Origin of the sequence: Paraburkholderia diazotrophica (assembly GCF_038900755.1) — a bacterium.
Classification (GTDB): Bacteria; Pseudomonadota; Gammaproteobacteria; order Burkholderiales; family Burkholderiaceae; genus Paraburkholderia; species Paraburkholderia diazotrophica_A.
Genome location: NZ_JBBPEN010000004.1, coordinates 494,631 through 519,111, shown reverse-complemented (window position 1 = coordinate 519,111; position 24,481 = coordinate 494,631). Strand labels below are relative to the sequence as shown.

General features: G+C 62.7%; 17 protein-coding genes and 1 pseudogene. 13 read left to right on the top strand and 5 right to left on the bottom strand.

The window, feature by feature from the left end; translation table 11 throughout:
• Positions 1-33: 33 nt before the first annotated feature.
• The 3 genes from AABE10_RS16295 (at position 34) to AABE10_RS16285 (ending at position 5,283) form a co-directional block, all read left to right on the top strand.
• On the top strand, positions 34-1,434 hold the full coding sequence (locus AABE10_RS16295; RefSeq protein ID WP_342934298.1) for a response regulator receiver protein: 1,401 nt from the start codon (positions 34-36) through the stop codon (positions 1,432-1,434).
• 192 nt (positions 1,435-1,626) lie between these two features.
• A complete protein-coding gene (locus AABE10_RS16290; RefSeq protein ID WP_342934297.1) occupies positions 1,627-2,583 on the top strand; it encodes a helix-turn-helix domain-containing protein in 957 nt (318 codons plus the stop codon).
• Positions 2,584-2,688: 105 nt separating this feature from the next.
• Positions 2,689-5,283, top strand: coding sequence for a glycogen/starch/alpha-glucan phosphorylase (locus AABE10_RS16285; protein ID WP_428983331.1), 2,595 nt, complete (start codon positions 2,689-2,691; stop codon positions 5,281-5,283).
• A 14-nt stretch (positions 5,284-5,297) separates the two neighbouring features.
• Here the strand turns inward: AABE10_RS16285 and AABE10_RS16280 are convergent, their stop codons facing one another.
• Positions 5,298-6,200, bottom strand: a complete 903-nt coding sequence (locus AABE10_RS16280; protein ID WP_342934295.1) for a DMT family transporter — start codon at positions 6,198-6,200, stop codon at positions 5,298-5,300.
• Positions 6,201-6,571: 371 nt separating this feature from the next.
• The gene (locus AABE10_RS16275) at positions 6,572-6,760 is read right to left on the bottom strand and encodes an SDR family NAD(P)-dependent oxidoreductase (RefSeq protein WP_342934445.1); all 189 of its coding nucleotides are present in this window, start codon (positions 6,758-6,760) and stop codon (positions 6,572-6,574) included.
• 536 nt (positions 6,761-7,296) lie between these two features.
• Here AABE10_RS16275 and AABE10_RS16270 point away from each other — a divergent pair.
• From AABE10_RS16270 to AABE10_RS16245, 6 genes are all read left to right on the top strand, one after another.
• Positions 7,297-8,040, top strand: a complete 744-nt coding sequence (locus tag AABE10_RS16270) for an N-acyl amino acid synthase FeeM domain-containing protein (RefSeq protein WP_342934294.1) — start codon at positions 7,297-7,299, stop codon at positions 8,038-8,040.
• Between the two features lie 177 nt (positions 8,041-8,217).
• The gene (locus tag AABE10_RS16265) at positions 8,218-11,139 is read left to right on the top strand and encodes a putative bifunctional diguanylate cyclase/phosphodiesterase (RefSeq protein ID WP_342934293.1); all 2,922 of its coding nucleotides are present in this window, start codon (positions 8,218-8,220) and stop codon (positions 11,137-11,139) included.
• A gap of 404 nt (positions 11,140-11,543) precedes the next feature.
• The gene (tcuA, locus tag AABE10_RS16260; protein WP_342934292.1) at positions 11,544-13,025 is read left to right on the top strand and encodes an FAD-dependent tricarballylate dehydrogenase TcuA; all 1,482 of its coding nucleotides are present in this window, start codon (positions 11,544-11,546) and stop codon (positions 13,023-13,025) included.
• Positions 13,026-13,037: 12 nt separating this feature from the next.
• Positions 13,038-14,525 carry an MmgE/PrpD family protein gene (locus AABE10_RS16255; protein ID WP_342934291.1) on the top strand — a complete coding sequence of 496 codons (1,488 nt, stop codon included), beginning with the start codon at positions 13,038-13,040 and terminating at the stop codon, positions 14,523-14,525.
• A 139-nt stretch (positions 14,526-14,664) separates the two neighbouring features.
• Positions 14,665-16,059 (top strand): MFS transporter, encoded by a 1,395-nt coding sequence (locus AABE10_RS16250; RefSeq protein WP_342934290.1) that lies wholly within the window; start codon positions 14,665-14,667, stop codon positions 16,057-16,059.
• Positions 16,060-16,070: 11 nt separating this feature from the next.
• Complete coding sequence (locus AABE10_RS16245; protein ID WP_342934289.1) at positions 16,071-17,480, top strand: MmgE/PrpD family protein; 1,410 nt, start codon at positions 16,071-16,073, stop codon at positions 17,478-17,480.
• A 56-nt stretch (positions 17,481-17,536) separates the two neighbouring features.
• Here AABE10_RS16245 and AABE10_RS16240 read toward each other — a convergent pair whose 3' ends face one another.
• Together AABE10_RS16240 and AABE10_RS16235 are read right to left on the bottom strand one after the other, a co-directional pair.
• Positions 17,537-18,244, bottom strand: a complete 708-nt coding sequence (locus AABE10_RS16240) for a GntR family transcriptional regulator (RefSeq protein ID WP_342934288.1) — start codon at positions 18,242-18,244, stop codon at positions 17,537-17,539.
• A gap of 51 nt (positions 18,245-18,295) precedes the next feature.
• Complete coding sequence (locus AABE10_RS16235; RefSeq protein WP_342934287.1) at positions 18,296-19,657, bottom strand: MmgE/PrpD family protein; 1,362 nt, start codon at positions 19,655-19,657, stop codon at positions 18,296-18,298.
• Between the two features lie 159 nt (positions 19,658-19,816).
• Between AABE10_RS16235 and AABE10_RS16230 the strand changes: the two genes are divergently transcribed.
• Together AABE10_RS16230 and AABE10_RS16225 are read left to right on the top strand one after the other, a co-directional pair.
• Positions 19,817-20,809 (top strand): quinone oxidoreductase, encoded by a 993-nt coding sequence (locus AABE10_RS16230; RefSeq protein WP_342934286.1) that lies wholly within the window; start codon positions 19,817-19,819, stop codon positions 20,807-20,809.
• Between the two features lie 193 nt (positions 20,810-21,002).
• Positions 21,003-21,314 (top strand): RcnB family protein, encoded by a 312-nt coding sequence (locus tag AABE10_RS16225; RefSeq protein WP_342934285.1) that lies wholly within the window; start codon positions 21,003-21,005, stop codon positions 21,312-21,314.
• A 167-nt stretch (positions 21,315-21,481) separates the two neighbouring features.
• Here the strand turns inward: AABE10_RS16225 and AABE10_RS16220 are convergent.
• Positions 21,482-21,862 (bottom strand): annotated as a pseudogene (locus AABE10_RS16220) (aldo/keto reductase); the annotation flags it as partial.
• A gap of 181 nt (positions 21,863-22,043) precedes the next feature.
• Between AABE10_RS16220 and AABE10_RS16215 the strand changes: the two are divergent.
• Both AABE10_RS16215 and AABE10_RS16210 read left to right on the top strand, forming a co-directional pair.
• Positions 22,044-22,946 carry a LysR family transcriptional regulator gene (locus tag AABE10_RS16215; protein WP_342934284.1) on the top strand — a complete coding sequence of 301 codons (903 nt, stop codon included), beginning with the start codon at positions 22,044-22,046 and terminating at the stop codon, positions 22,944-22,946.
• A 181-nt stretch (positions 22,947-23,127) separates the two neighbouring features.
• Positions 23,128-24,453 (top strand): MFS transporter, encoded by a 1,326-nt coding sequence (locus AABE10_RS16210; protein WP_342934283.1) that lies wholly within the window; start codon positions 23,128-23,130, stop codon positions 24,451-24,453.
• Positions 24,454-24,481: the final 28 nt, after the last annotated feature.

Genomic DNA, 24,481 nt, shown 5'->3' with positions numbered 1-24,481 from the left:
GCCGCGCGTCGATGCGGTCTGCTGGAGGCGACCATGCTTGACACCGCTGTTTTTCGCAACGGTTTTCGGTCCGGCTCCGCGCAGACGGCACGGCGTGCGTCGCGTGTGGTGCGCGCCCATTCGGGCGTCGTACCCTATGCGCTCGTGTACGTCGATACGGACAGTACGGGTAGTCCCAATAGCACGAGCGTCGATCCGTTCGCGTATCTCGAACAGGCCATCACGCTCAACCGGAGCCTGCTTGCTGTCGGCTTGCCACGATTGACCGTGGCGACCAACGTGGCGGACAAGGTCGAGCGCTATCTTGCGAATGTCGCCGGGGACTGGCGTCCCGATGTGTTGCAGTTAAAGCCGTCGACACTCGAATTGCCGAAGGTCACGCGGTTCTATGGCACGCATTTCAAACTCGATTTGCTGGAGCAGGCAGCCGCTACATTGCACGAAGGCCAGTTGCTGATGCTGGTCGATACCGACGTGTTCGCGCTTCGGGGCGTGAACGCGGAACTGCTGCTGCGCTGCCGGGCGACGGGCGTGGGCGCGTATGACATCACCGATCAGGAGTTCTCCGCTTATGGCGAGAGCCGTGTCATCGCCGATCTGGAGACGGTCGCAGGCAAGCGGCTTGTCAACCCGCGATGGTTTGGCGGCGAGGCGCTGCTGGCATCGGCGGCGTTCATCGACAAGCTCGTGCCTCGCGCGCGCCTGTGCTTCGAGCGATACAGGTCCTCGATCGGGCAGTTGAACCATCACGGCGATGAAGCGTTCATCTCCGCGGCGCTGAACCTGTTCGTCGAAGAAGGGCAGCAGATCATCGATCTCGGCGCGCACCGGCTCGTGGGTCGCCATTGGTCCGGCAACACGCATCGCGATCTGCGCTGGTACAAGGGATGTGCGTTTGTGCATCTGCCGGGCAGCAAGCGGCTGCTCGAACGTCAGGCCCGCCGCGCGACGTTCAGCGCGAAGCGTATCTGGCGCAGGATCGTGCTCGCGCACGCGCTCAACCGGATGCTGTGGCCGCTCAGGCAGTGGCGTCGCGCACGCGCGCGTTTGCGCGTGATGCCCGTCAGTCACGCTGCGAGGGTCGATGTGCTGATTCTCGATCCCGATGCGGGCCGGTTGTCGGCGCTGGCTTCACGGCTGACCTCGCGTGGCGTCGTCGTCATGCCGGCCCTCACGATGGAAGAAGCACGCGATGCCGCGCGGCGGCTCGATCCGCGCGTGATCGTTACGTCGAGTCCCTTTGCTGGTGCCGATGATGGCGAGGTATCGGACACCGCGTTGCACAGTGCGGCCGGCGTGGGCCGTCCCGTGATGATCGCGTTTTCGGCCGACGATGCGCGCCTCGACTGGACGCAGTGGGACGGCTGGTTTCCGCGCTCCGCCGATCCGGGCGAAGTGGTCGAAGCGGTCATGGAAGCGCTGGCCCGACGGTAGCGCGGAGGTGCGCATCGTCCCCATACGTTCGACCATTTCGGAAACGTATGAAGAAGTTCGTCTTGTCAATCGATGCATGCCAACGCATGTCGCGACGAATCGGGCGGAGGAATCATGTTTGTGGCGGAGAACGGGCGTCAACGCGCCGACGGATACAGAGGCAGTGTTTCAAGCTTGCAACGAATCGCGTTCGTGCTGACGGATGCTTGCGACCTGTTAGGCGTGGCCGTCGTCGCCGAAGCGCTCGATTGCGCGAGCGAACTGGCGAGCGCTCAGCATGCATGCAGATACGGGATGCAGTTTCTGTCCGCGAATGGCGGCTCCGTGACGTGCCATCGCTCGCTCGTCGTGTCGACGGGCAAATTGGGCGATACGGTCGGGACGCGATTCGCGTGCGTGTTCGTCGCAGCAGGACCGAACGCCGATGATGTGTGCAACGGGCTCGCGCACGCGGCGTGGCTGCAACGGGTCAGGGCGGCCGGCACGCCCGTGCGGTTCCTTGCCGCCGATACCGTGAACGACGATACGTGCGGATCGGAACACATATCGGCGCGCGTATCGGAGCACGATCGCGTCATGCAAGGCTCGCGGGCCAAGCCACGATTATCCGGCGCGATGAAAGCGGCTTTCGAAATCATCCGCGACGATATCGGCGAGCCGATTGCGCGCGAGGCCTTGCATCGCACGGTCAGCGTACACGTCGACACGATTCTGACGTCGATCGATGCGAGCATCAGCACGGCCGACAAGGTGCGCGCCGCGGGACGGTGGCTCAAGCGCAACTGCCATCGGCCCGTGAGTGTCGCCGATGCCGCGCATGCGTGCGCGATGAGCCAGCGCACGTTGCTGCGCTACTTTCAGGCGTGTCTGGGGACTTCGCCATCGGAATACCTGCAACGCGCGAGGCTCGATCTGGCGTGCGTGCTGCTGGCCGAAACCTCGCTGCCCGCCGACAAGATCGCGCGACGCGTCGGCTTGACCGACGGCGGCAGGCTCGGCAAGCTGTTTCGCCGTTGTATCGGGAAGTCGCCGACCGAATATCGCGCGTGGCAGCGTGCCAGGACGAATGGTCTTCAGACGATCCATGCGAGCGAGCGGCCCTTGGAGATTGACGCCGACATGGACGCAACGCAGTGCGCCGCCGCGTGATCTTCCTTCGTTCCCCGGCATACGTAGCGTTGCGCGGCCGATAATCGTCAGCAGAAAGCATGCGCGGTTCGGTTCATCGAGCTTGCAATCCTTGCGCCGTAACATATGCTGCCGTTGAGGTTCGTTCGCCGGGGGCGCGGATCGCGCCCCCGGCGAACGGACTCGACAGCGTCATGCGTTCGACGCGGCGAATCGGGAGGAGGCATCGTGACCACCAATCCGGCATCAGGCGTAACCCCGAGCGCTGGATCGGCGCGCACAGGCCTCGACGTCGATGCGCTGCGGCGCGGCGTGCTCGACAACCTGGTCTGCCTGCAGGCGCGTCCTCCCAGCATCGCTACGCCGTACGACTGGCTCATGGCGCTGTCGTACAGCGTGCGCGACCGCATGCTGGCGCGCTGGGCCGCGACGATCCAGCACTACGTCATACGCGAGCTGCGCGTCGCGTGCTATCTCTCCGCTGAATTCCTGATCGGCCCGCAACTCGGCAACAATCTCCTGAACCTCGGCATCGAAGACAACGCGCGCGCTGTCATGCAGTCGCTCGGCCAGGACCTCGATGCGCTGCTCGCGCTGGAGGAAGAGCCGGGGCTCGGCAATGGAGGACTCGGCAGACTTGCCGCCTGTTATCTCGACTCGCTGGCGACGCTCGAAATACCCGCTGTCGGCTACGGCATCCGCTACGAGTTCGGCATCTTCGATCAGGAGATACGCGACGGCTGCCAGGTCGAAGTCACCGACAAGTGGCTGCAAAAAGGCAACCCGTGGGAGATCGTGCGCCCGAGCGTGTGTTACTACGCCGCTTTCGGCGGACACACGGAACAGTGGACCGACGAGCAAGGCCGCTTTCGCGTGCGCTGGATGCCCGCGCGGATGATCAAGGGCGTGGCCTGCGATACGCCGATGCTGGGTTATCGCGCAAATATGTGCAACACGCTGCGCCTGTGGAAAAGCGAGGCCATCGAGTCATTCGATCTGGAGGACTTCAACGCAGGCGATTACTACCAGGCCGTGCAAGAAAAGGTGATTTCGGAGACGCTGTCGAAGGTGCTCTATCCGAACGACGAGCCAGAAGCCGGCAAGCGGCTGCGTCTCGCGCAGCAGTACTTCTTCGTCTCCTGTTCGTTGCAGGACATGCTGCGCATTCTCGATCTGAAGGGCGCGCCCGTCTCGCGTTTCGCCGAGATGTTCGCGGTGCAGTTGAACGATACGCATCCGTCCATCGCCGTCGCCGAGCTGATGCGCCTGCTCGTCGACATACGGCTTGTTCCCTGGGACGAAGCGTGGGACATCACGTGTCGCACGCTCGCCTATACCAACCACACGCTGTTGCCCGAAGCGCTCGAAACGTGGGGCTTGCCGCTCTTCGGCGGGTTGCTGCCGCGTCCGCTCGAAATCATCTACGAGATCAACCGCCGGTTCCTCGACGGACTGCGGCGAAAGTATCCGGGCGACGAAGCGCGCGTCGCGCGCATGTCGCTGATCGACGAGCGCGGCGAGAAGAGGATACGCATGGCGTACCTGTCGACGATCGGCAGTCATGCCATCAACGGCGTCGCGGCGCTGCATTCGACGCTGCTCAGGCAGACCGTGCTGCACGACTTCGCGGAGCTGTGGCCCGAGCGTTTTGACAACGTAACCAATGGCGTCACGCCGCGCCGCTTCCTGCTGCTGAGCAACCCGGGTCTTGCGCGGCTACTCGACGCAACCGTCGGCGATGGCTGGGTCACGGATCTCACGCGGCTTCGCAAGCTCGAAGCGTATGCCGACGATACCGCGTTCCAGGAAAAATGGCGGGCCGTCAAGCATGCGAACAAGCAGATTCTCGCGGGGCAGATTCGCCACGTGACGAACATCGACGTGGACCCCGATGCGCTGTTCGACATTCAGGTGAAGCGAATCCACGAATACAAGCGGCAGCATCTGAACGCGCTCTACATCGTCACGCTTTACCAGCGCCTGCGCCGCAACGTGGAGCAGCGTGCGGTGCCGCGCTGCTTCGTGTTTGGCGGAAAGGCTGCGCCGGGTTACGCGATGGCGAAGCTGATGATCCGGCTGATTACGGGCATCGCTGACGTCGTGAACAACGATCCCGCGATGCACGGCAGGCTGAAGGTCGTATTCTTTCCGGATTTCAACGTGAAGAATGCGCAGTTCATCTATCCCGCCGCCGACCTGTCCGAGCAGATTTCGACTGCGGGCAAGGAAGCGTCCGGCACCGGCAACATGAAGTTCATGATGAACGGCGCGATCACGATAGGCACACTGGACGGCGCGAATGTCGAGATCCGCGAAGAAGCCGGTGACGAGAACTTCTTCTTATTCGGCCTGACGGTCGCGCAGGTGGAGCGCGTCAGGCGCGAAGGCTATCGTCCTTCCGTGCACGTCGAAAGCAATGCAGACTTGCGCGAAGTGCTGGAGCTGATCGCAGGCGGACGTTTCTCGCGCGGCGACCAGCAGGTGTTTCGCCCGCTCGTCGATAATCTGCTGCACGCGGATCCGTTCCTCGTGCTCGCCGATTACGCCGATTACGTCGCGTGCCAGGAGCGCGTGAACGCTGCGTGGATGGACCCGGCACGCTGGACTCGCATGTCGATACTCAACACGGCGCGCTCGGGGAAGTTCTCGTCGGATCGCGCGATCGCCGAGTATTGCGAGCGGATCTGGAAGATTGATCCTGTGAAAATTTCGCTGGATTGACGGTTGAACGCGAGTCATCGCGGCTGCGAAGTTGCAATTGCAACGCCCACCACCGCAACACCCATTGCCCACCACGCGGATGTCGGCAGCGTTTCGCCGAGGAACGCGTAGCTCATCAGCGCCGCCGCGGGCGGCACGAAAAAGAACAGTGCGGCAACCTTCGACACCTTGCCCGCGCGTGTCATCGCGAGCAGCAGACTGATGGCGATCAGCGAATTGCAGATCACGAGATACGCCATGACAGCCGTGAAGGTTCCCGTCCATTGCACGTGGCCATGCTCGAACAGCAAGGCCATCGGCGCGCAACACACGAGGCCGACCGCGTACTGGACGAGATTCGCCATCAACGGATCGTTCGATGCGGCCGTGCGCTTTTCGTAAAGCATCGCGCCCGTGATGCCGAGCAGCGCGCCGATTGCGAGCAGCACGGGCCCGAGCGAATCCACCTGGATGCGGCTGCGCGCAACGATGACGCCTGCCGCGCCAGCGAGGCCGAGTATCAACCCCGTCCAGCGACGCGCGCCGACGCGTTCACCGACCAGCTTCGGCGCGAGCACGCCGACGAGTATCGGTTGCAGCGAGACGATTAGCGCGAGCACCGATGTCTCGATGCCCGCCGTCATCGACAGATAGCTCAGTCCGAAGTACAGCACCTGCACGAGAAAGCCGACGACGATCAGATGCTTCCACGCATGCAGCCCGCGCGGCCATGCGGGCCGGCGGACCGCGCATATGACGACGAGCACGCTCACGCTCAACGCAAAGCGGATCGCAAGAAACGTGAGGGGCGACGCGTAGCGCAGGCCGATCTTCGCAATCGGAAAACCGGCCGACCACAACAGCAGAAAAATCGCGGGGCCCGCGACCGTCAACCAGCGTTGCCCATCGGCTGATACTGCGTTCGACGCCTGTTCCATTTCCGTCCTTGTTGTTTGTGAAGCCACGGTGGGTGATTGCAACGCACAATCGCCGCGTTGACAAGCGTTGCATTTTCCGCTTGTCGCGATCAACCGGATGATCGACGATATGTCGTGCGGCGCAGTGCTGAGCGACAACGAAGGCGGTGCGCACATTGCCGTCCGATACTGCACGCACAGAAACGTGCCGCGCAGATTCACGTTCATTACGCGGTCCCATTCGTCGACGGTCATATCGAGCACGCGCGTCTTGTTCGTGTTTCCGCCGCATGTGACGCATTACGCGATGATCGCGATCCTCGCGATGGGCATGGGGCTGTTCGCGCCGCCATTCGGCGTCGGGTACGACACCGCTTGCGCGATCAACCGCGTCACGATGCGCCCAGACATCGCGCTTCGGCTTGCGTCTCGGCAAGGCCGTCGCGCTTCGCATCGACGCATACGGTCGGCACGCCGTGCGACGCCAACCCTGGCGCGACTGCGCGTCCCAGGCCGCCCGCTGCGCCCGTCACCATCACCGTTGCAGAGCGAAACCCGGCAACGCGCTCGCGCGAAGTCATCAGTCCGCCCGAGCCGGATAGCGTGCCGATGCGCGTATGTCCACGCGTTTGCGTCGTAAGGTCCCCCAGGCGACGCCTGCCGACGAATCAGGCGCGCTTCGGTCAGAAGCAGAAGCCGCCTCGTCAAAGCATCCCTTCGCAGGCACCTTTTAGGTGAGTAGCGCAATGGCGCCCGTGCGTTCATCGGCAACGAGGCGCCCGTTCGTGTACTTCCCGTGACACAGGGACGTACAGAACCTCCCTTCCGTGATCGACCCGATACGGCAGTGTCGGACAGTCGCGCCGCCTGCTTGAAACGCCGGCTTTTTTGTGTTCGGGCGGGTGTTGTCCGATGAAAAGTGCCACCATCCCATCAGAGTCGGCTTCGATTCTGACAGCACGCGCTACACCCACTATCCAGGTGGATGCCAGTCCCCGTCGTACTGCGAAGTGAATTTGAAGGACCGCCTCTTGGCTGCCGCTGTCGTTCCGGACCCATTCCGGACAGATGGAACGCCAGCGGATGTCTGTTCTACGACCAATAAAAGGGATGAAAAATGGAAATTCTCGAGCTCAACCACGAAGTCATTCGTACGGCACGCGACAGCGAAGCAAACCAGAAAGTTGCGAACATCGGCCTTCAGGAGCCGGAGCGTCTGCCGTTTACTGTACGTATAGCCGTCGCCCGCGAGGACGTCGCGAAAGCCGTGGCCGTCAGGCGCAGCGCCTATGGGCGTCATCTGCCCGAATTCGCGCGAACGATGACCATCGAGGACACCGACGTCGCGCCGGGTACGACGATCCTGCTCGCCGAATCGAGGCTCGATCGCGCACCAATTGGCACGATGCGGATTCAGACCAACGAATTCGCGGAGCTGCCCGTCGAGCATTCGGTCGAGCTGCCGTCCTGGTGCGCGTCGGGCCGGCTGGCGGAAGCGACGCGCCTGGCGGTGGCGGGTCCGTCGAGCGGCCGGATGGTCAAGATGATGCTGTTCAAGGCGCTGTTCCTGCTGTGCGAGCAGCGGGGCATCGACTGGCTGCTCATTACGGCGCGCTCGCCGATCGACCGTGAGTACGAGGCGATGCTATTCCGCGACATTTTTGCCGATCACCGGTATGTTCCAATGACGCATGTCGGCGGGCTACCGCACCGGGTGATGGCGGGCGAGGTATCGGCGGCGCGCCGGCGCTGGTCGGACGCGAAACATCCGCTGTACAGGTTCGTGTTCGAAACGCCTCATCCGGACCTGAACCTGACGCAGCCCGCGCGAGGGGCGGTCCGCCTGGAGGCGGCGGCGTAAAAATTGCCGGGCAGCCACCGGCGCCGCGCTATTGCAGGGATAATGCGGTTGCAGGTGGCTGATCGAATGACGGAAAGAGCACGGCTGTGCGCGAGTGGATTGCGCGGCCGTCACAAAACAGACTTTGCTGGATTTGGGGGTGCCGCAGACATGATGCGGTCGCGATGGTTGTCACGAATGCTACGTAACGCTGGCGCGTCGATCGACGCGTGGCTGGACGCGTTCTCCATTTACGGCGTGCCGGCCGCAGTTGCGATCGGCACGGTCGTCGTGCTGGTGTGCCTGCCGCATGCTTTTCAGCCAAAAGCCGCGCAGCCGTTGCAGTTCAAGGTGTTCGACGACAAGGCCGCGTCGATGGGGCCCGTGGAGGCACGCGCAGCACTCGCCGGCGCGCGCGAGACGACCCGCTACGGCACGAAGCTTTCGGAAACCCCGATATGGATCGAATTCCGTGCGCCCGCATCCGGTTCGGCGCAGCGCATTCTCGACTTCCCGTCGCGCCACGCCACGTCGATGCAATGCTGGCTCGATTCGACTCTCGCACCGCTCGGCCAGGCGGACCGCGAACACCAGGCAGCGCCGATGCGCGCAGCCAAGGCCGGCTTTGCCATTCCGCTCGACGCAAACGATAGCGCAAACGTGATCCTGTGCCGCGCGACGTATTCCGGGCCGGCCCAGGTATCGGTGCTGTCGTGGGGCGTCGACGAATTTCACGCCTCCGAACTCGACTTCCAGGAAGGCGCCGCGCTGATCGCCGGTGGCCTGCTGACGCTCGCATGCTTCGTGTTCGTCACCGCGCTGATCAACCGCGAATGGACCTACGTGCTGTTCTCGATGTGGCTCGTCGGCAATCTGCGCATGTGCGCGAACGCGATGGGCTGGGACACGCAGTGGGTCGACCGGACGATTCCTTCGACGTCGATCGCCTTCTTGCGCGAACTGAGTTTCGCCGCGTACTACATCGTGACGGGCGCGCTGTTCAGCCGGCTGTTCCGCCGGGAACTGCGCCGCACCGGCTTCATCCGGCTCTATCGGACGGCGCAATGGACGGGCGTGCTGCTGCTCGTCGCCGCGCTGGTGCTGCCGTATTCGCGCTTCATTCTGGCGCTGTGGTCGCTCGGCGGCTTCGGCATCTGCGTGCTGATCCTTCATCTCGCGCAGTTCGTCAGGAAAGCGCGCTCCCGGACGGTGATGTGGTACGTCGGCTCGCTCGCGGTCGTGCTCGGCTCGACGTTCTCGGAGCTGATCGGCGCGGTGTTCGGCTTGCCCGCGCTCGCAGCCGGGGTAAGCCCCGTCCTGGCCGCGCTCACGTCGAGCATGATGGCCGCGTTCGCGATCGCCGAGCAGATGCGCGCCGAGCGGCAGCACCGTCAGCAGGCCGAAATCGATTTGCGCAACACTTATGACGTGGCGCCTGTCGGACTGTTCACGCTCGATGCGATGGGCCGCTTCGTGCGCGCGAACCCGGCGCTGCTGCAGATGCTCGGCCTCGACAGGGCGTCGTACCGGATGCATCACTGGAACGATTTCTTCGAAGCGGGCGCGTGGGGCAAGCTGGAGTCGTTCCTGACGGGCGGCTCGATCGGCTCGGGAAGCTTGGGCAGCGAACCCGGTATCAACGGCATGACGCTGCTCGGCAACTCCGACCGACGCTTTCAGATTTCGGCGATCCGCTCGGGCCAGTTCATCGAGGGATCGCTACAGGACGTGACGGAGCGCTCGAAGGCTGTCGAGCGTCTGCGTTTTCTCGCCGAGCACGATTCGCTGACGGGCCTGCTGAACCGGCGCGGTGTGGAGAGCGCGATTGCCGCCCAGTCCGAGACGCTTTCCCGCTGGGTGCTGGTCTATATCGATCTGGACCGCTTCAAGCTCATCAACGATCTGTTCGGCCATCAGGCCGGCGACGAGGTGTTGAGGCTGGTCGCGAAACGCATCGTCGGCATGCTCGACGAGCGCTGCTCGCTTGGGCGTATCGGCGGAGACGAGTTCGTCTGCATCATGAAGGACGTTTCGGTTGACGAAGCGCTCGATCATTGGACGAACGTCGTCAACGCGATCAACGATGTGCCGTATCAGGTCGGCAACCGGGCGTTCATGGTCAAGGCATCGATTGGCCTCACCGAATGCGAGCACGGCATGCGCGTGCAGGATGCGCTCGCGCACACGGACCGCGCGTGCCGCGAGGCGAAGCACAAATCGGGCAACAGCATCGTCGCGTACCGGCGCGGCGCCGAGGCGTTCGAACATCGAGCGGCCGAATTGCGGCTCGTCGAGTCGTTCCGCGGCACCACTCTGCCGCCGGGGCTGTTTCTGCTGATGCAGCCCATCATGTCGCTGTCGGCGCCTTACGATTCGCTGAACTTCGAAGTGCTGCTGCGCATGCGCTCGCCGGAAGGGCAACTCATCACGCCGGACCGCATCCTGAGCGCAGCTGAAGAATCCGGCGCGATCGCCGCCATCGATATGTGGGTCGTCAAGACCACGCTCGAATGGATCTCCGGGAATCAGGCGCATCTTGCGAACACGCAGTTCATCTGCGTGAACCTGAACGGCGCTTCGCTCAACGACGAACGCTTCACACGCGAGATTTTCGATCTGCTGGTGGAACATCGCGCTGTCTTGCAGTACCTGTGCCTCGAAATCACCGAAAGCGTCGCGCTGCACGATCTGGAGAACACGCAGCGCTTCATCGCGCGCATTCATGACCTCGGCGCGAAGATCGCGCTCGACGATTTCGGCGCGGGCTATACGTCGTTCCGTTATCTCAAGCGTTTGTCCGCCGATGCGTTGAAGATCGACGGCGAATTCGTGCGTTCGATGCGCGAGCATCCAAAGGACGTGGCAATCGTCGAGGCGCTGGTCTCGCTCGCGGGCGCGCTGGGCATGCGCAGCGTCGCCGAGTGGGTCGAGGACGCCGATACGCTCACGATGCTCAGGGAACTCGGCGTCGACTACGTGCAGGGCTACGCGATCGCGCGGCCGCTGGAGCCCGAGCTGATTCTCGCGGCGAAGTCGTCTGCGGACTTCGTGACGGATTCTGCCGTTGCGAGCGCGATCAGCGCGAAGGCGCGTTCGAACGATCCTTTCGAGATCTACTAGGCTCGTGTACTGATCTGGCGCGCGGTCTTCGCATCGGGGACTCGCGCGCGGACGCGCTTCATTCTTCCCTCTCTTGATCCGATCGCGCGTCGCTCATCGAAAGCATCGGTGCTAACGCACCAACGAAGCTTCACGTCCGCTCGCCGCGGATTCACCCTTCGCTCCGCTCAATTCATTCGGCGCTGCCATTTCTCCCTGCAAACGTCGCGCCTGTTTTCCTTCTTCTCTGACATTTTCCTGAAAAGCGGATATCGGCGTCGCTTGCCAGGGAATGTACTTATTAGAGTACCTTTGTATACCGAAGTACTCTGAACTGAAGCGAAACGACAATGCCACGGAAGTGCCGCGCAGGCAGCATCGCGCCAGAACACGTCTGATAACGGTTGATCAACGGGAGCTTCAGAATGGCTGACTATGATGTGATCGTCGTAGGCGCGGGTAACGCCGCGCTCGCAGCAGCAGTATCCGCGCGCGAGAACGGCGCTGAACGCGTCGTCGTGCTGGAGAAGGCGCCTCGCGCGATGCGCGGCGGCAATACGCACTGGAGCGGCGGCGTACTGCGATTTGCTTTCGACGATCCACGCGAAATCGGGCCGTTGCTGCCGGGCGTGGAGAAAGAGTTCGAAGACTTCTATGCGGGCATCCGGCCCTATACTCGCGCCGATTTCCACGGCGATCTGATGCGTGTCACGAGCGGACAGACCGATCCGGTTCTGTCGCGTGTGCTGGTCGACAACTCGAAGGACACGGTGTTCTGGATGCATGAAACCGGCCAGATCAAGATGGAGCCCGCCGTGAGCCTGACGGGCGTGCGCAAGGGCAATCAGATCATCTGGGCACGCGGGCTCGTCGTGCGCGCCGAACACGAGGGAGTGGGCCTGTCGCGCGGCTGGTTCGCGGCCGTCGAGCGGCTCGGCATTCAAGTGCGTTACGGCGCGGCCGTCATGGCGCTGCTACAGGATGAAAGCGGTCGCGTCAGCGGCGTTCGCGTGCGCGACGACGAAGGCATCCACGAACTGCGAAGCCGTTCTGTGATTCTCGGTTGCGGCGGCTTCGAAGCGAACGTGCAGATGCGCACGCAACATATCGGCCCGCTCGTCGGCGGCGCGAAGGTGCGCGGCACGCCGCACAATCAGGGCGATGGGCTGCGCATGGCGATGGCCATCGGCGCGATGCCGTGGGGGCAATGGAGCGGCTGTCACGCGACGCCCATCAGCGCCGACTGGGGCAACTTCGCGCCGCGCGAAATGACGGATCGCAGCAATCGGTTGAGTTACCCGTATGGCGTGATGATCAACCGCAAGGGCAATCGCTTCGTCGATGAAGGCGAAGACGGTGCAATGTTCACCTACGCCAAATACGGGCGCGCGATTCTCGCCGAACCCGGTGCGAAGGTCTACCAACTGTTCGATTCGAAAACGGTGCACCTGCTCGAACCGCGTTACTCGACAAGCGATCCTTTGCAAGCCGATACGCTAGAGGCTTTGATCGGGCAACTCGATATCGACGACAAGCCGCGTGCGCTCAAGACGCTGCAGGAGTACAACGCCGCTGCGCACGATAGCGAAGACGGCTTCGATCCGACGGGCAAAGACGGTCTGTCGACACACGGCCTCACGCCCGAAAAATCCAATTGGGCGCTGAAACTGGACAAGCCGCCGTTCTACGCGTATTCGGCGACGGGCGGCATCACGTTCACGTTCGGCGGCGTGAAGGTCGATGAAGAGGCGCGCGTGATCGGCACGGACTGGCGTCCGATTCCGGGCCTTACGGCATGTGGCGAAATGGTCGGCGGCCTGTTCTACGACAACTACCCGGCGGGCACGGGACTGGTTTCGGGCGCAACGTTCGGGCGCATCGCGGGCCGGACGTCAGCGCGCGCGTGAAGAGGAGCGAATATGAGCCAGCCTCAACTGGACGACGAACGCGAATGGCCGATCACGAAGCGGCTCGCGCAGCGCATCGCCGCATTCGACGCGAAAGACGTGACGCCGCGCGCGCTGGCGGCGGCACGCACGGCGATCATCGATACGATCGGCGTGACGCTCGCGGGCTCCACCGAGCGCTGCGTGCGGATTCTGCTCGACACGCCGGGCATCGCCGATGCGCCCGGCCAGTGCACGGTGCTGGGCACGAACGCGAGAACATCGGCGCTCGACGCCGCGCTGCTCAACGGCACGGCCTCGCATGCGCTCGACTACGACGATTTCAGCCAGCCCTTGGGCGGGCATCAATCGGTGCCGCTCGTCGCGCCGCTGCTTGCGCTCGCTGAGGAACGCAAGCTGTCCGGCGATGCGTTGATGGCGGCGTATGTGATCGGTATCGAAATGGAGATACGGCTTGCGCGCGCGGTGAATTTTCACCACTACGACAAAGGCTGGCATCCCACCGCGACGCTTGGCATCTTCGGCACCGTCGCGGCCGCGAGCCATCTGCTGAAGCTCGATAGCGAACGCATTGCAACGGCGCTTGCGATTGCGGCCTCGCTTGCGGCAGGGCTGAAGGCGAACTTCGGAACGATGGTGAAGCCCTTGCATGTCGGACACATCTGCCGCAGCGGCCTCTTCGCGGTACTGATCTCGGAACGGGGCTTCACTGCAAACACAGCGGCGATCGAACACAAGCAGGGCTTTTTCAACGCGTTCAATGGCCCCGGTCATTACGACGCGCAACGCATCTTCGAGAACTGGGGCGCGCCGCTGGAGATCGAAAGCGAGACGCTCGGGCTCAAGCAATTCCCTTGTTGCGGAAGCACGCATCCCGCGATTGCGATGGCGCTCGCGCTCGTGCATGAAGAACATGTGAAGCCGGAGCAGATCGAGTCGATTCATATTCAGGCGCACCGGCGGCGGCTTCCGCATACCGACAACCCCGATCCGCGCACGCCGCTCGGCGCGAAGTTCAGCGTGCAATATGCGGTGGCGCGCGCGCTCGTCGATGGCGTCGTGCGGCTCGAGCATTTCGAAGGCGATGCGCATCTCGATCCGCGCGTTCGTCGGCTGCTCGCGATCACGCGTACCGATCCGCATCCGGACATGCCGGAAGACGCGGAACACCAGTTCGGCGCGGAGGTGACGCTGACACTGCGTGACGGACGCGTGCTGTCGCGTCGCATCGACAACCTGATCGGGCGCGGTCCCGCGAATCCGATGTCGACGGATGAGCTGTGGGAGAAGTTCTACGATTGCAGCAAGCGCGCGATCGGTTCGTCCGAAGCGCTCGCGCTTTACGAGCGGCTCGAAGCGCTCGACGAAGTGAGCGACATCAGCACGCTTGCGCGTCTCTTTGCAAAGCGCATGCTGCCCGGCGGCAACGTTGCGCAGCAGAAACCCGAAGTGTCGGCGGCACCTGAACGCAAATCGGAGGAAACAGCCTGGGTGCCTTAAGCACTCAGGCGGACAGGCGGCCGGTAGCGAGACAAGAAACTACGGATGGAGACAGACATGCTGAATGTTTTCGGATCATCTGGAAGTGGGAGCGCAGTTCGTAGTGATCGCGCGGCGTTCGCGGAAGGGGAGGCGTCCCATGAATGACGAACTGATCGCCGCGCGAGTCGACCGGTTGCCTGTCTCGCGCTTTCACAAGCGATTGCTGCTGCTAGTGAGTCTGCCGTTCTTCTTCGATATCAGCGACATCTTCACGTTTTCGTATGCGGCGCCCGCGCTCGTCAAGGAGTGGGGGCTGCCGATCTCGAGCATCGCGCTGCTCACATCGGCGGGCTTCTTCGGCATGTTCGTCGGCGCGACGCTCGGCGGCATGCTCTCCGACAAGATCGGACGAAAGCGGGCGCTCGTGGTGTACGTCATCGCGTACTCGACGTTCTCGCTCGCCAATGCGCTCGCCCCCGATATTCCGATGCTGATCGTCACGCGCGTGCTGACGGGCGTGGGCATTTCGTCGGCGACGGCCGTCGTGATGGCGTACATCGCCGAGCTGTTCCCGGCGAAGACACGCGGCACATGGCAAGGCTGGGCGATGGTCATCGCGTTGTGCGGCATCCCGATCACGAGCTGGGTCGCGCGGCTCGTCGTGCCTTCGGGACCCGACGGCTGGCGATGGATCTTCGTATGGGGCTCGCTGGGCATTCTCTTTCTGCTGTTTCTGCGCCACTTTCCGGAGTCACCGCGCTGGCTCGCGCGTCAAGGGCGCACGGAAGAGGCCGACCGCGTGCTGCGCGCGATCGAAGCCGAAGTCGAGAAGACGACGGGTCCGCTGCCGGAAGCCGTCGCCGTCAACAGGCCGGTCGAAGCGCGCGCGCATTGGACCTCGATGTTCAAAGGCCAGTACATCGGACGCACACTGACGCTGTGGGCGATCTGGATTTTCCAGACTCTCGGCTTCTACGGCTTCCAGGCGTGGGTGCCGACGCTGCTCGTCAAGCACGGCATCACGATCGTGCACAGCCTGACGTACATCACGCTGATCAATATCGGCGCGGTGCCGGGCGCGCTCATCGCCGTGTATCTCGCGGACCGCATGGAGCGCAAGTTCAGCATTGCCGCGGCGGCCGCGCTGATTGCCGTATTCGGCCTGCTGTATGGACTGAGCTTCGAGCCAGTGCTGATCGTATCGTTCGGCTTTCTCGTCGGCATGTTGATCCAGACCTTCGCCGCATTGTGCTACGCGTATACGCCCGAGCAGTATCCGACCGATATCCGCAATACGGGCGCCGGCTTCGCGTATGGCATGGGCCGGCTTGCGAACGTCGGCAACTCGTTCATCGTCGCGGCGATCTTCACGAACTTCGGCTATGTGTGGGTGTTCGTGTACATCGCAGGCGCGTGGCTCGCGACGTCTGCCGTCACGCTGATCTTCGGTGCAAGAACAACGGGACGCCGGCTCGAGACGATCAACCCCGTACACGAAGAAAGTGCCGACCCGCGGCTCGACGCGCATGTGCTTCGTCCCGGCGACCATTGAGAGAACATTCGATGACCGATACCGATCAGCCGAACCACGTCAACCCACCCGTCATCGCGCGCAGTCTTGCGGAGTTTGCATGCGCGCTTCAACCGTCTGCGCTGCCCGCTGAGTTGAGCCGCAAGGCGACGCATCACATCGTCGATGCGATCGGACTCGCGTTTGCGTCGCGGCGCTTTGCGTTCGCTGCGCCCGCGTTGCGTGGTTTTGCAGCGGCGGGATCGGCGAGCGATGCGACGGTGATCGGCAGCACATCGCAACTTTCGCCGCGCGATGCCGCGTTGTCGAATGGCTTCCTGATGCATGGCCTCGATTTCGACGACACGCATCCGCTTGCGATCGTCCATCCGACCGTCGCCTGTCTGCCGGCGGCGCTCGCGGTAGCCGAAGCGGTCGATGCCGACTGGCACGACATGCTTGCCGCTTACATCGCGGGCATGGAGGTGGCGATACGTCTTGGCGTCGCGGTGAAGGGCGGCTTCCATCAAGCGGGCTTTCACGCAACGGGAATCGTCGCGCACTTCAGTTCGGCGATCGTCGCGGGCAAGCTGATGAAGCTCGATGCCGCGCAACTCGTCGCGGCGCAGGGCATTGCGGCAAGCACGGCGGCGGGTGTTCAGGTGTTCCTCGAAGAAGGCGCGTGGACCAAGCGAATGCATCCGGGCTGGGGCGCGCTGGCAGGGATCACGGCGGCGCATCTCGCAGCGAACGGCTTTGCAGGGCCATCACGCCCGTACGAAGGCCGCTTCGGGCTGTTCGAATCGCATTTGCAGGAGCATGCACGTACGGTCGACCTGGAGTCGATCAGCAACGGACTCGGCGATGAATGGACGATGTTCGGCACCGCGATCAAGCCGTACCCTGTGTGCCATTTCATTCACGGATGCGCGGAAGCGGCATTGCGTCTGCACGATGCACAGATGCAGGTGGATGACATCGAAGAGATCGTCTGCCTGTTGCCCGCGCCGACGATACCGATTGTCGCCGAGCCGGCCCTCGCGAAGATGACGCCGAAGACGGACTATGACGCGAAGTTCAGCACGCATTTCGTCGTGGCGGCCTGCCTGTTGCGCGGACGCTTCGGTCTTGCAGAACTCGAAGACGATGCATTGCGCGACCCAGGCATCCTGAAGCTCGCGGCCAAAGTGCGATGTGCGGTCGATTCAGATGCGGATTTTCCGCGTTATTTCTCGGGCCATGTCACAGTCAACATGCGCGACGGCTCGCAACGAAGCGAACATGTGCCCATCAATCTCGGAAGCGGACCGCGCGCGCTGGGCGAGCGCGAGATCGCGCAGAAATTTCGCGGCACGGCCGGTCTGATGTTGTCGCCCGATCGCGTGGACGCCTTGCTGGAAGCGCTGCTTTCGCCGGGAAATCGCAAGGTGCGCGCGATGATGCAGTTGCTTCGCGCAGTGTAGCCGCAAAAGAGCGGTGCAAGCGGGCGCCCTCGACGACGCGCTATCAAGCGATTCTGCTATGCACCGCCTTTCGCATTCTCGTCACCAAACAGCATTTTCAGGCGCAATTCGGTCGCAGCCGCAACGTGCCCCTGAGCCGCTTTCTCCGCGCCGTCCGCGTCATGGCGCGCGATGCACGCGACGATCTCCTTGTTCTCTTTCAGTCCGCTCTTGATGCGCCCCGGCATCGAATATGTGGTCGTGCCGAGCAGGCCGAGCGCATCGATGAGTACATTCGACGTCTTGTACAAGTACTCGTTATGCGCAGCGGCGACGATGATTTCGTGCAGCCGTCGATTGAGCGCGGCGACCTCGTCGGGCGTTTTCGCGCGCTCGAGTTGCGCAAGAACCTGCTGCATCGAAAGGATCTCGATGGCGGAGGCCTGCTCGGCGGCGAACCGGGCGGCCGCGCCGACCAGCACCTTGCGCATCGCGTAGAGCTCCATCACCTGCTTCGGCGACAACTGCACGACGACGAAACCGCGCGGCGGCGCAAAGCGCACCATGCCTTCCGCTTCGAGCCGCTTCAGCGCCTCGCGCACCGGCGTGCGGCTCACGGCGAGGCGTTGCGCGATGTCGGCCTCGCGCAGACGCTCGTTCGATGCGAGTTGCCGGCTGCGAATCTCCTGCCGCAACTGCGCGTAGACATATTGGGCGAGCGACCCTTGCCCGAAATCGGCCGTCGTATCGGCTTCATCGATCGTCGCGTTGAGCTTTCCAGTCACCGGCTAGTCCCTCGTCTTCGTCATCTGTGATGCAAGTATAGAACGGCGCATTTATGCCAGGCAGGCCATCAGGTCGCGCACTGCGAGCGGTGCGTCTTTTCGTTCCACCAGATGGATGACCTGATTCGCGCGGCGCTCGCCGACGGCATCGGCTAACAGCCCGCGTGCTTTTTCTCTGACGACGTCGTTGCTCACGGGACGGTTCCAGCTGCCCAGCGGCGCGTCGCAGCGTGCGCATAACGGGGTTCCGTCCTTCAGGCGCACGCTGAGTTCGACGTACATGCTGTCGAGCGCGCCGCTGATGGATGAATCGGCGTTCAGCCTGAAGCGCGCGAGTATCGCCTCGACATCCGACGCGAAGCGGCGCGCATCGCTGAACGAATCGGGGTCGACGCGACCGTCCAGCAGCGCGACACACGTCGTGTATTGCCACGAAAACTTGCCGTCCAGACCCGTCCGCGGCTGCGGACGGTCGATGTATGGCATCGATGGAGCATGCAGTTCGATGCTTTCGACGTCGTCAGCGTGGAAGGCGGCGGCTTGCGCGCGCGCATCGAGCGCGGCTGTGATCGCGTAATGCGTCGCGAACTGCGAAGGAAAGAGCTTCCACGACAGACCCGGCTCGAGCGCGCGTCCGGCGCCAATCGGCGCAAGCAGACAGTCGCTGTCGAAGCGCGCGCCGAAATAGGCGTTGCCCCAGCCGCGTGGTCCGCCGAGTGCGTCGGTACTCGCCGTGAAGCCGCGAGCGGCCAGCAGAGCGGCTTCGAGACCATGCGCAGCGGCATCGCCGCAATGGAGGGCCTTCGTTTGCGAGCCGATGTTGGCAAGCACGCCGCCGCCGCGCGACGCCGCGATGCCCAGCGCCGCCGTCGCATCCGCCGTGTCGAGGCCGAGCAGATCCGAGCACGCGATCGCTGCGGCAAGCGGCCCGACGACGCCAGGCGGATGCAGCGTGAGTTGCGCCGGCTCGATCTGTCCCGACGACATCCGCAGCCGGCCTTGAGCTTCGATGCCTTTAGCGAGCGCGCGGAGTAGCGCATTCCCGTGCGGCGCGCCGCTCTCCCGCTCGCGCAGTTCGGCGAGTGCGAGCAATGCCGGCAGCAGCGTCGATACCGCGTGGTTCGGCGGGTTCCACATGGGTTCGAAATCGAGCACATGCATCGACATGCCATTGATGCGTGCCGCGACGGCGGCAGGCGCGCAGTATGCATGCCCGATGACAGTCGAAGGTCCGTGAGCCTGCTGATGCTCTTTGGAGAACTCGGCCATATGCGTCGGCCCCGGTTGCGCAGCACCTGCTGCGGCAACCGCCAGACCATCGAGCAGGATCAACCGGCAGCGATCGACAAGTCTCGCGTCATCGGCATGCCAGCCGAGAATCCGCTCGGTGAACTCGTATGAGAGTGTGGTCATGTCCTGGCCCTGCACAGTTCTTCGGATCACGGGCGCTGTTACATCGTCAGACGTGGTCCGCGCACGTCGGGTTTCTGTTTTTCGAACACTCGAGTACGATTGTATACCAACGTACTCGCATTCCTATAGTGGCGATTACCAGTGAAACGTGGAGGCGACATGAAGGCAATTCGTATCGAACGTTATGGCGGTCCCGAAGTACTGATGCGCCAGCATGTGCCGGTTCCGAAACCACAGGCCGATGAAGTACTGATCGAAGTCGCGTTTGCGGGCATCAATTTCATGGACGTGCATACGCGGCAGGGCAAGTATGCATCGTCGAGGAGTTATCCCGTGCGCTTGCCCGTGACGCTGGGCATGGAAGGTGCCGGCACGGTCGTAGAGACGGGTGCGGGTGTCGATCGCTTCAAGCTGGGTGATCGCGTGGCGTGGTGCATCGCCTGGGGCAGCTATGCAGAATACGCAATCGTCCCCGCGTCGCGCGTTGCGCGCATTCCGGATGGCATCGCTTTCGATCTGGCCGCTGCCGCGCTATTTCAGGGCTCGACGGCACACTACCTTTGCTACGGCGTCGGGCAACTTGCGCCGGGCGTCACGTGTCTCGTTCATGCGGCGTCGGGGAGCATCGGCCAGTTGCTGGTGCAGATGGCGAAGCGCGCTGGCGCTACCGTATTCGCCACGGCGAGCACGCACGAGAAGATGGACATTGCGGCGCGCCTCGGCGCAGATCATGTCATGCTGTATGAGGCTGGACGATTCGCAGACCGTATTCTCGAAGCGACGAACGGAATTGGCGTCGACGTCGTGTTCGATGCGGTGGGAAGGGCGACACTGCGAGACAGTTTTCGAGCGGCGCGCACGCGCGGCTTGATCGTGAACTATGGATCGGTTTCCGGCTCGTTGAGCGATCTCGATCCGATCGAATTGGGTGAAGCGGGTTCGTTGTATCTGACACGTCCGAGGCTTGCAGATTATCTACAGGACGCGGAGACAGTGCAGCGACGGGCGGATGAAGTCTTTGCGGGCCTGCTCGAAGGGACGCTGCATGTGAAGCTCGACAGGCGATATACGTTTGATGACGTGGCAGAAGCGCATGCGGCGTTGGAAGAACGACGTCAAATCGGAAAGGCAGTGTTAGAGATCGGTCGTTAGTGCTAGTGCCATTGCAGTGGCGTAACGGATTCGCATTGAACATTCCTTGACGATGTTCTCTATCGACGACTGATATAGTGCCGAGGGAAGTTCTCATCGGACTACATTGGAGTTCCCCATCATTCATTTTTCATGAGGGTGTCATATGAAATTGAAAGCGATTGCGTCACTCGTTATGGTTTCGATGCTCGGCATGTCATCGACGGTTTTCGCGCAACCCCACGGACAGGGACCGGATCATCACGGCCATGGCTCGCACAGGCCGCCGCCCGCTCACGATGCATATTCAGGCCGTCCTGGCGGCCCGATTCCGCACAACGACTGGCATAAAGGCGACCGCTTGCCGGCCGAGTACCGCGATCGCAACTATCAGGTCGACGACTGGCATTCGCACGGCCTGTCTGCTCCGCCGCGCGGCTATCACTGGGTTGGCGTGAATGGAGACTATGTGCTCGCAGCAGTCGCAACGGGTGTCATTGCCAGCGTGCTGATCTCTGGCCACTGATCGCTTCTTCTATCGCGTGCTGCAGTGCCGGACGTACTGACCCGACGACGTGTGAACATAAAAAAGTCCCGCGCATGGGGGCGCGGGACAAAACGTCGATTACTACGAGCTCCATGTCAGCACATAAAACCCGTGTCCTGACAATGGAACTATCGATGCAGAGGATATTAAAAAGCAACAGTGAAGTTCATCAGTTTCTCGTGACGCATGCATATACGCTTCTGAAAGCCCACCACATCATGCGGCACATACGGCGCTTCCAGTGATGCAAGTTCGTCCGCTGTTAGCTTCACATCGAATGCCGCAATGGCATCGTCCAGGTGATGCGGCTTCGATGCGCCAACGATCGGCGCGCTCACTCCCGCCTTGCCGATGACCCACGCGAGTGCGACCTGCGCGCGCGGAATGCCACGTGCCGCCGCAACTTTCGCGACCGCTTCGATCACGCGACGATCGGCGCCGGCCGTCTTGTCGTAAAGGCTATTGCCGAAGCCGTCGCTCTTCTGGCGTTCAGTGGCTTCGGTCATGCAGTCCAGGCAGAGGGGGGAAATATCGAGTCCGGTGCGACCCAGCTTCACATAGTCCATCTCATTCTCCGTGCAGTTTGGCATTCCGATTACCCGGCAATTGAGCGATTGAAGAAGCCTGCGTGACGGACAAACGCTATGCGATGTGCGATCCATGTCATCATGTCGATGCCCGACGATCTCGAAGAATCGACAGAACCCGATGAACCTCAGAGCGCTTCAATGTTTCGTGACGCTCGCCGAAGAGCTCAATTTCAGCCGCGCCGCCGAACGTCTGCATATTGCGCAACCCGCGCTGAGCCAGCAGATTCGCGCATTGGAAGAACGGCTCGGCACGCAACTGATCGACCGCACGCGCAGACCGCTGCGTCTCACGGAAGCGGGGCAATACCTGTGCACGGAGGCGCGTCAGATCATCGGCGCGATCGAGCAGGCGACGCTCGGCACGCTCGAAGTCGGCATGGGCCGGCGCGGCTGGCTGAGTATCGGCTTCACGCGCTCGGCGATGTACAGCATCTTGCCGCCCGCGCTCAAGGCCTTTCACCGCGAATACCCGCAGGTGGAGTTGAAGCTCTATGAAATGCTCACCGACGAGCAAAGCGACGCGCTGCGCGACATGCGCATTCATGTCGGTATCGGACGGCAGCCGCTCGCAATGGAGGGATATACGACTCGTGTGCTCTTGCGTGAACAGGTTGTGGTCGTGATGGCGCTCGATCATCCGCTCGCGAAACGCAAGAAAGTACGAATCGAAGAACTGGCGGATACGCCGCTGATCCTCTATCCGAAGCATCAGAACGCGCAGTACAAACGCTCGGTGCTGTCGCTGTATCGCGATGCAGGCGTCACGCCGCTCGTTGCTCACCAGGCCTACGAAATCCAGACGGCGATTGCGCTCGTCGCGGCGGGCCTGGGCGTGACGGTCGTCGGCGAATCGGTCGCGCGGCATGGACGCTCCGACGTCGTGTACCGCCACCTGACGGGCCCGGGTTCATCGCAACGCTCGACGCTTGCCGCTACGTATCGCACTGACGATACATCGCCGCATCTGCTCGCATTTCTACGCTGCCTTCCGTCTCAGTCCGGCAGCAACGGCACACTATAAGATAGCGCTTATGGAAGCATAAGCATCTCGTCTTGGACTTCCTGCCTTCGCGTTCTTAACATCGATCATGTAGCAGATTCCGTCGCGTACAACGTGCGCATCGGATGGATGGGGGCCAGCTTGAAAGGCCAGGTCGAAAAGAGCGCAGCGACGGCCACGTCGCGCACAGGCAGGAGACAGCATGACTCACATCGATGAAGCCGCAACGATGCGAAAGGTGTATGGGCGGCTCATGCCCTTGCTGTTCGCGATGATGTTCTTCAATTACCTCGACCGCATCAACATCGGCTTTGCGGCGCTCGACATGAACGGCGACATGGGCTTCAACCCGGCCGTGTTCGGATTCGCGGGCAGTATTTTCTTCTTCGGCTACATGCTGCTCGAAGTGCCGAGCAATCTCTTGCTTCATCGCGTCGGCGCGCGCCGCTGGATTGCGCGCATCCTGCTCACATGGGGCGCCGTCGCAGCGGCAACGGCATTCGTCTTCAACGACACCAGCTTCTATGTGCTTCGCTTCATGCTGGGCGTGATGGAAGCGGGCTTTCTGCCGGGCGTTGCCGTCTATCTGACCAAGTGGTTCCCCGAACGCTACCGCGCGCGTGCGGTGGGCGGCTACATCATTGCGGGTTCCTTTTCGGCGGTACTCGGCGGTCCGATCTCCACGACCCTGATGACCTACGCCAACGGCGTGCTCGGACTGCATGGATGGCAATGGATGTTCATCCTCGAAGGCGTTCCGGCGATGCTGCTAGGCCTATTGACGCTGCGCATCATGACCGAGCGGCCCGCCGATGCCGCATGGCTTTCCAACGACGAGAAGCACTGGCTCGAATCGACGCTCGCTGCGGAACGCGAGGCGCTCGGCGGCCACACGCATGTTTCTCTGCTGCGCGTCGCGGGCGATATCCGCGTGTGGAGCCTCGCGTGTCTGTTCGGTTGCGCGCTGGTCGGCATCTATGGGCTCTTTCTGTGGCTGCCGCAAATCGTCAAGAGCCTGGGTCATCTGAACAATATCGAAGTCGGTTTTCTGTCCGCCGCGCCACCGCTGCTCGGCGTGCTCGGCACGTTTCTGGTCAGCCGCAGTTCTGACCGTTCCGGCGACCGCAAGAAGCACCTCGCGTTCGTCTATGGAGCGAGCGCGATCGCTATCGCGGGCAGTGCTTATGCGCCAAATCCGCTGCTGGCTTATGCGCTGCTCTGTATCACGGGACTCTTCATCTACGCGGGTAATCCGCTCTTCTGGAGCCTTGCGTCCTCATTTCGTACGGGTGCGGCGGGCGCGGCAACCATCGCGCTGATCAACACCATTGCGCAGTTCGGCGGACTGGTCGGGCCGTGGAGCATCGGACTGGTGCGTCGCGCGACAGGCAACTTCTCGCTGGCGTTGCTGACGATCGCAGCGTTCCTCGTGATCTCGACGATCATCGCGCTCGTCATGCGCGTCACGCCGCCGGACGAAGACTCATCGTCGGCGCTGGCGCGTGGCGACGCCGCCACCGGCAGTTAATCATCACACGCACACGGTCCATCGTACA

What these genes read in the sequence shown, in the direction of transcription:
- AABE10_RS16295 (WP_342934298.1), top strand. Translation starts at nt 34, where the DNA reads ATGCTTGACACCGCTGTTTTTCGCAACGGTTTTCGGTCCGGCTCCGCG.
- AABE10_RS16285 (WP_428983331.1), top strand. Translation starts at nt 2,689, where the DNA reads ATGCTGCCGTTGAGGTTCGTTCGCCGGGGGCGCGGATCGCGCCCCCGG.
- AABE10_RS16280 (WP_342934295.1), bottom strand. Translation starts at nt 6,200, where the DNA reads ATGGAACAGGCGTCGAACGCAGTATCAGCCGATGGGCAACGCTGGTTG.
- AABE10_RS16275 (WP_342934445.1), bottom strand. Translation starts at nt 6,760, where the DNA reads ATGACTTCGCGCGAGCGCGTTGCCGGGTTTCGCTCTGCAACGGTGATG.
- AABE10_RS16270 (WP_342934294.1), top strand. Translation starts at nt 7,297, where the DNA reads ATGGAAATTCTCGAGCTCAACCACGAAGTCATTCGTACGGCACGCGAC.
- AABE10_RS16265 (WP_342934293.1), top strand. Translation starts at nt 8,218, where the DNA reads ATGCTACGTAACGCTGGCGCGTCGATCGACGCGTGGCTGGACGCGTTC.
- tcuA (WP_342934292.1), top strand. Translation starts at nt 11,544, where the DNA reads ATGGCTGACTATGATGTGATCGTCGTAGGCGCGGGTAACGCCGCGCTC.
- AABE10_RS16255 (WP_342934291.1), top strand. Translation starts at nt 13,038, where the DNA reads ATGAGCCAGCCTCAACTGGACGACGAACGCGAATGGCCGATCACGAAG.
- AABE10_RS16250 (WP_342934290.1), top strand. Translation starts at nt 14,665, where the DNA reads ATGAATGACGAACTGATCGCCGCGCGAGTCGACCGGTTGCCTGTCTCG.
- AABE10_RS16245 (WP_342934289.1), top strand. Translation starts at nt 16,071, where the DNA reads ATGACCGATACCGATCAGCCGAACCACGTCAACCCACCCGTCATCGCG.
- AABE10_RS16235 (WP_342934287.1), bottom strand. Translation starts at nt 19,657, where the DNA reads ATGACCACACTCTCATACGAGTTCACCGAGCGGATTCTCGGCTGGCAT.
- AABE10_RS16230 (WP_342934286.1), top strand. Translation starts at nt 19,817, where the DNA reads ATGAAGGCAATTCGTATCGAACGTTATGGCGGTCCCGAAGTACTGATG.
- AABE10_RS16225 (WP_342934285.1), top strand. Translation starts at nt 21,003, where the DNA reads ATGTCATCGACGGTTTTCGCGCAACCCCACGGACAGGGACCGGATCAT.
- AABE10_RS16215 (WP_342934284.1), top strand. Translation starts at nt 22,044, where the DNA reads ATGAACCTCAGAGCGCTTCAATGTTTCGTGACGCTCGCCGAAGAGCTC.
- AABE10_RS16210 (WP_342934283.1), top strand. Translation starts at nt 23,128, where the DNA reads ATGACTCACATCGATGAAGCCGCAACGATGCGAAAGGTGTATGGGCGG.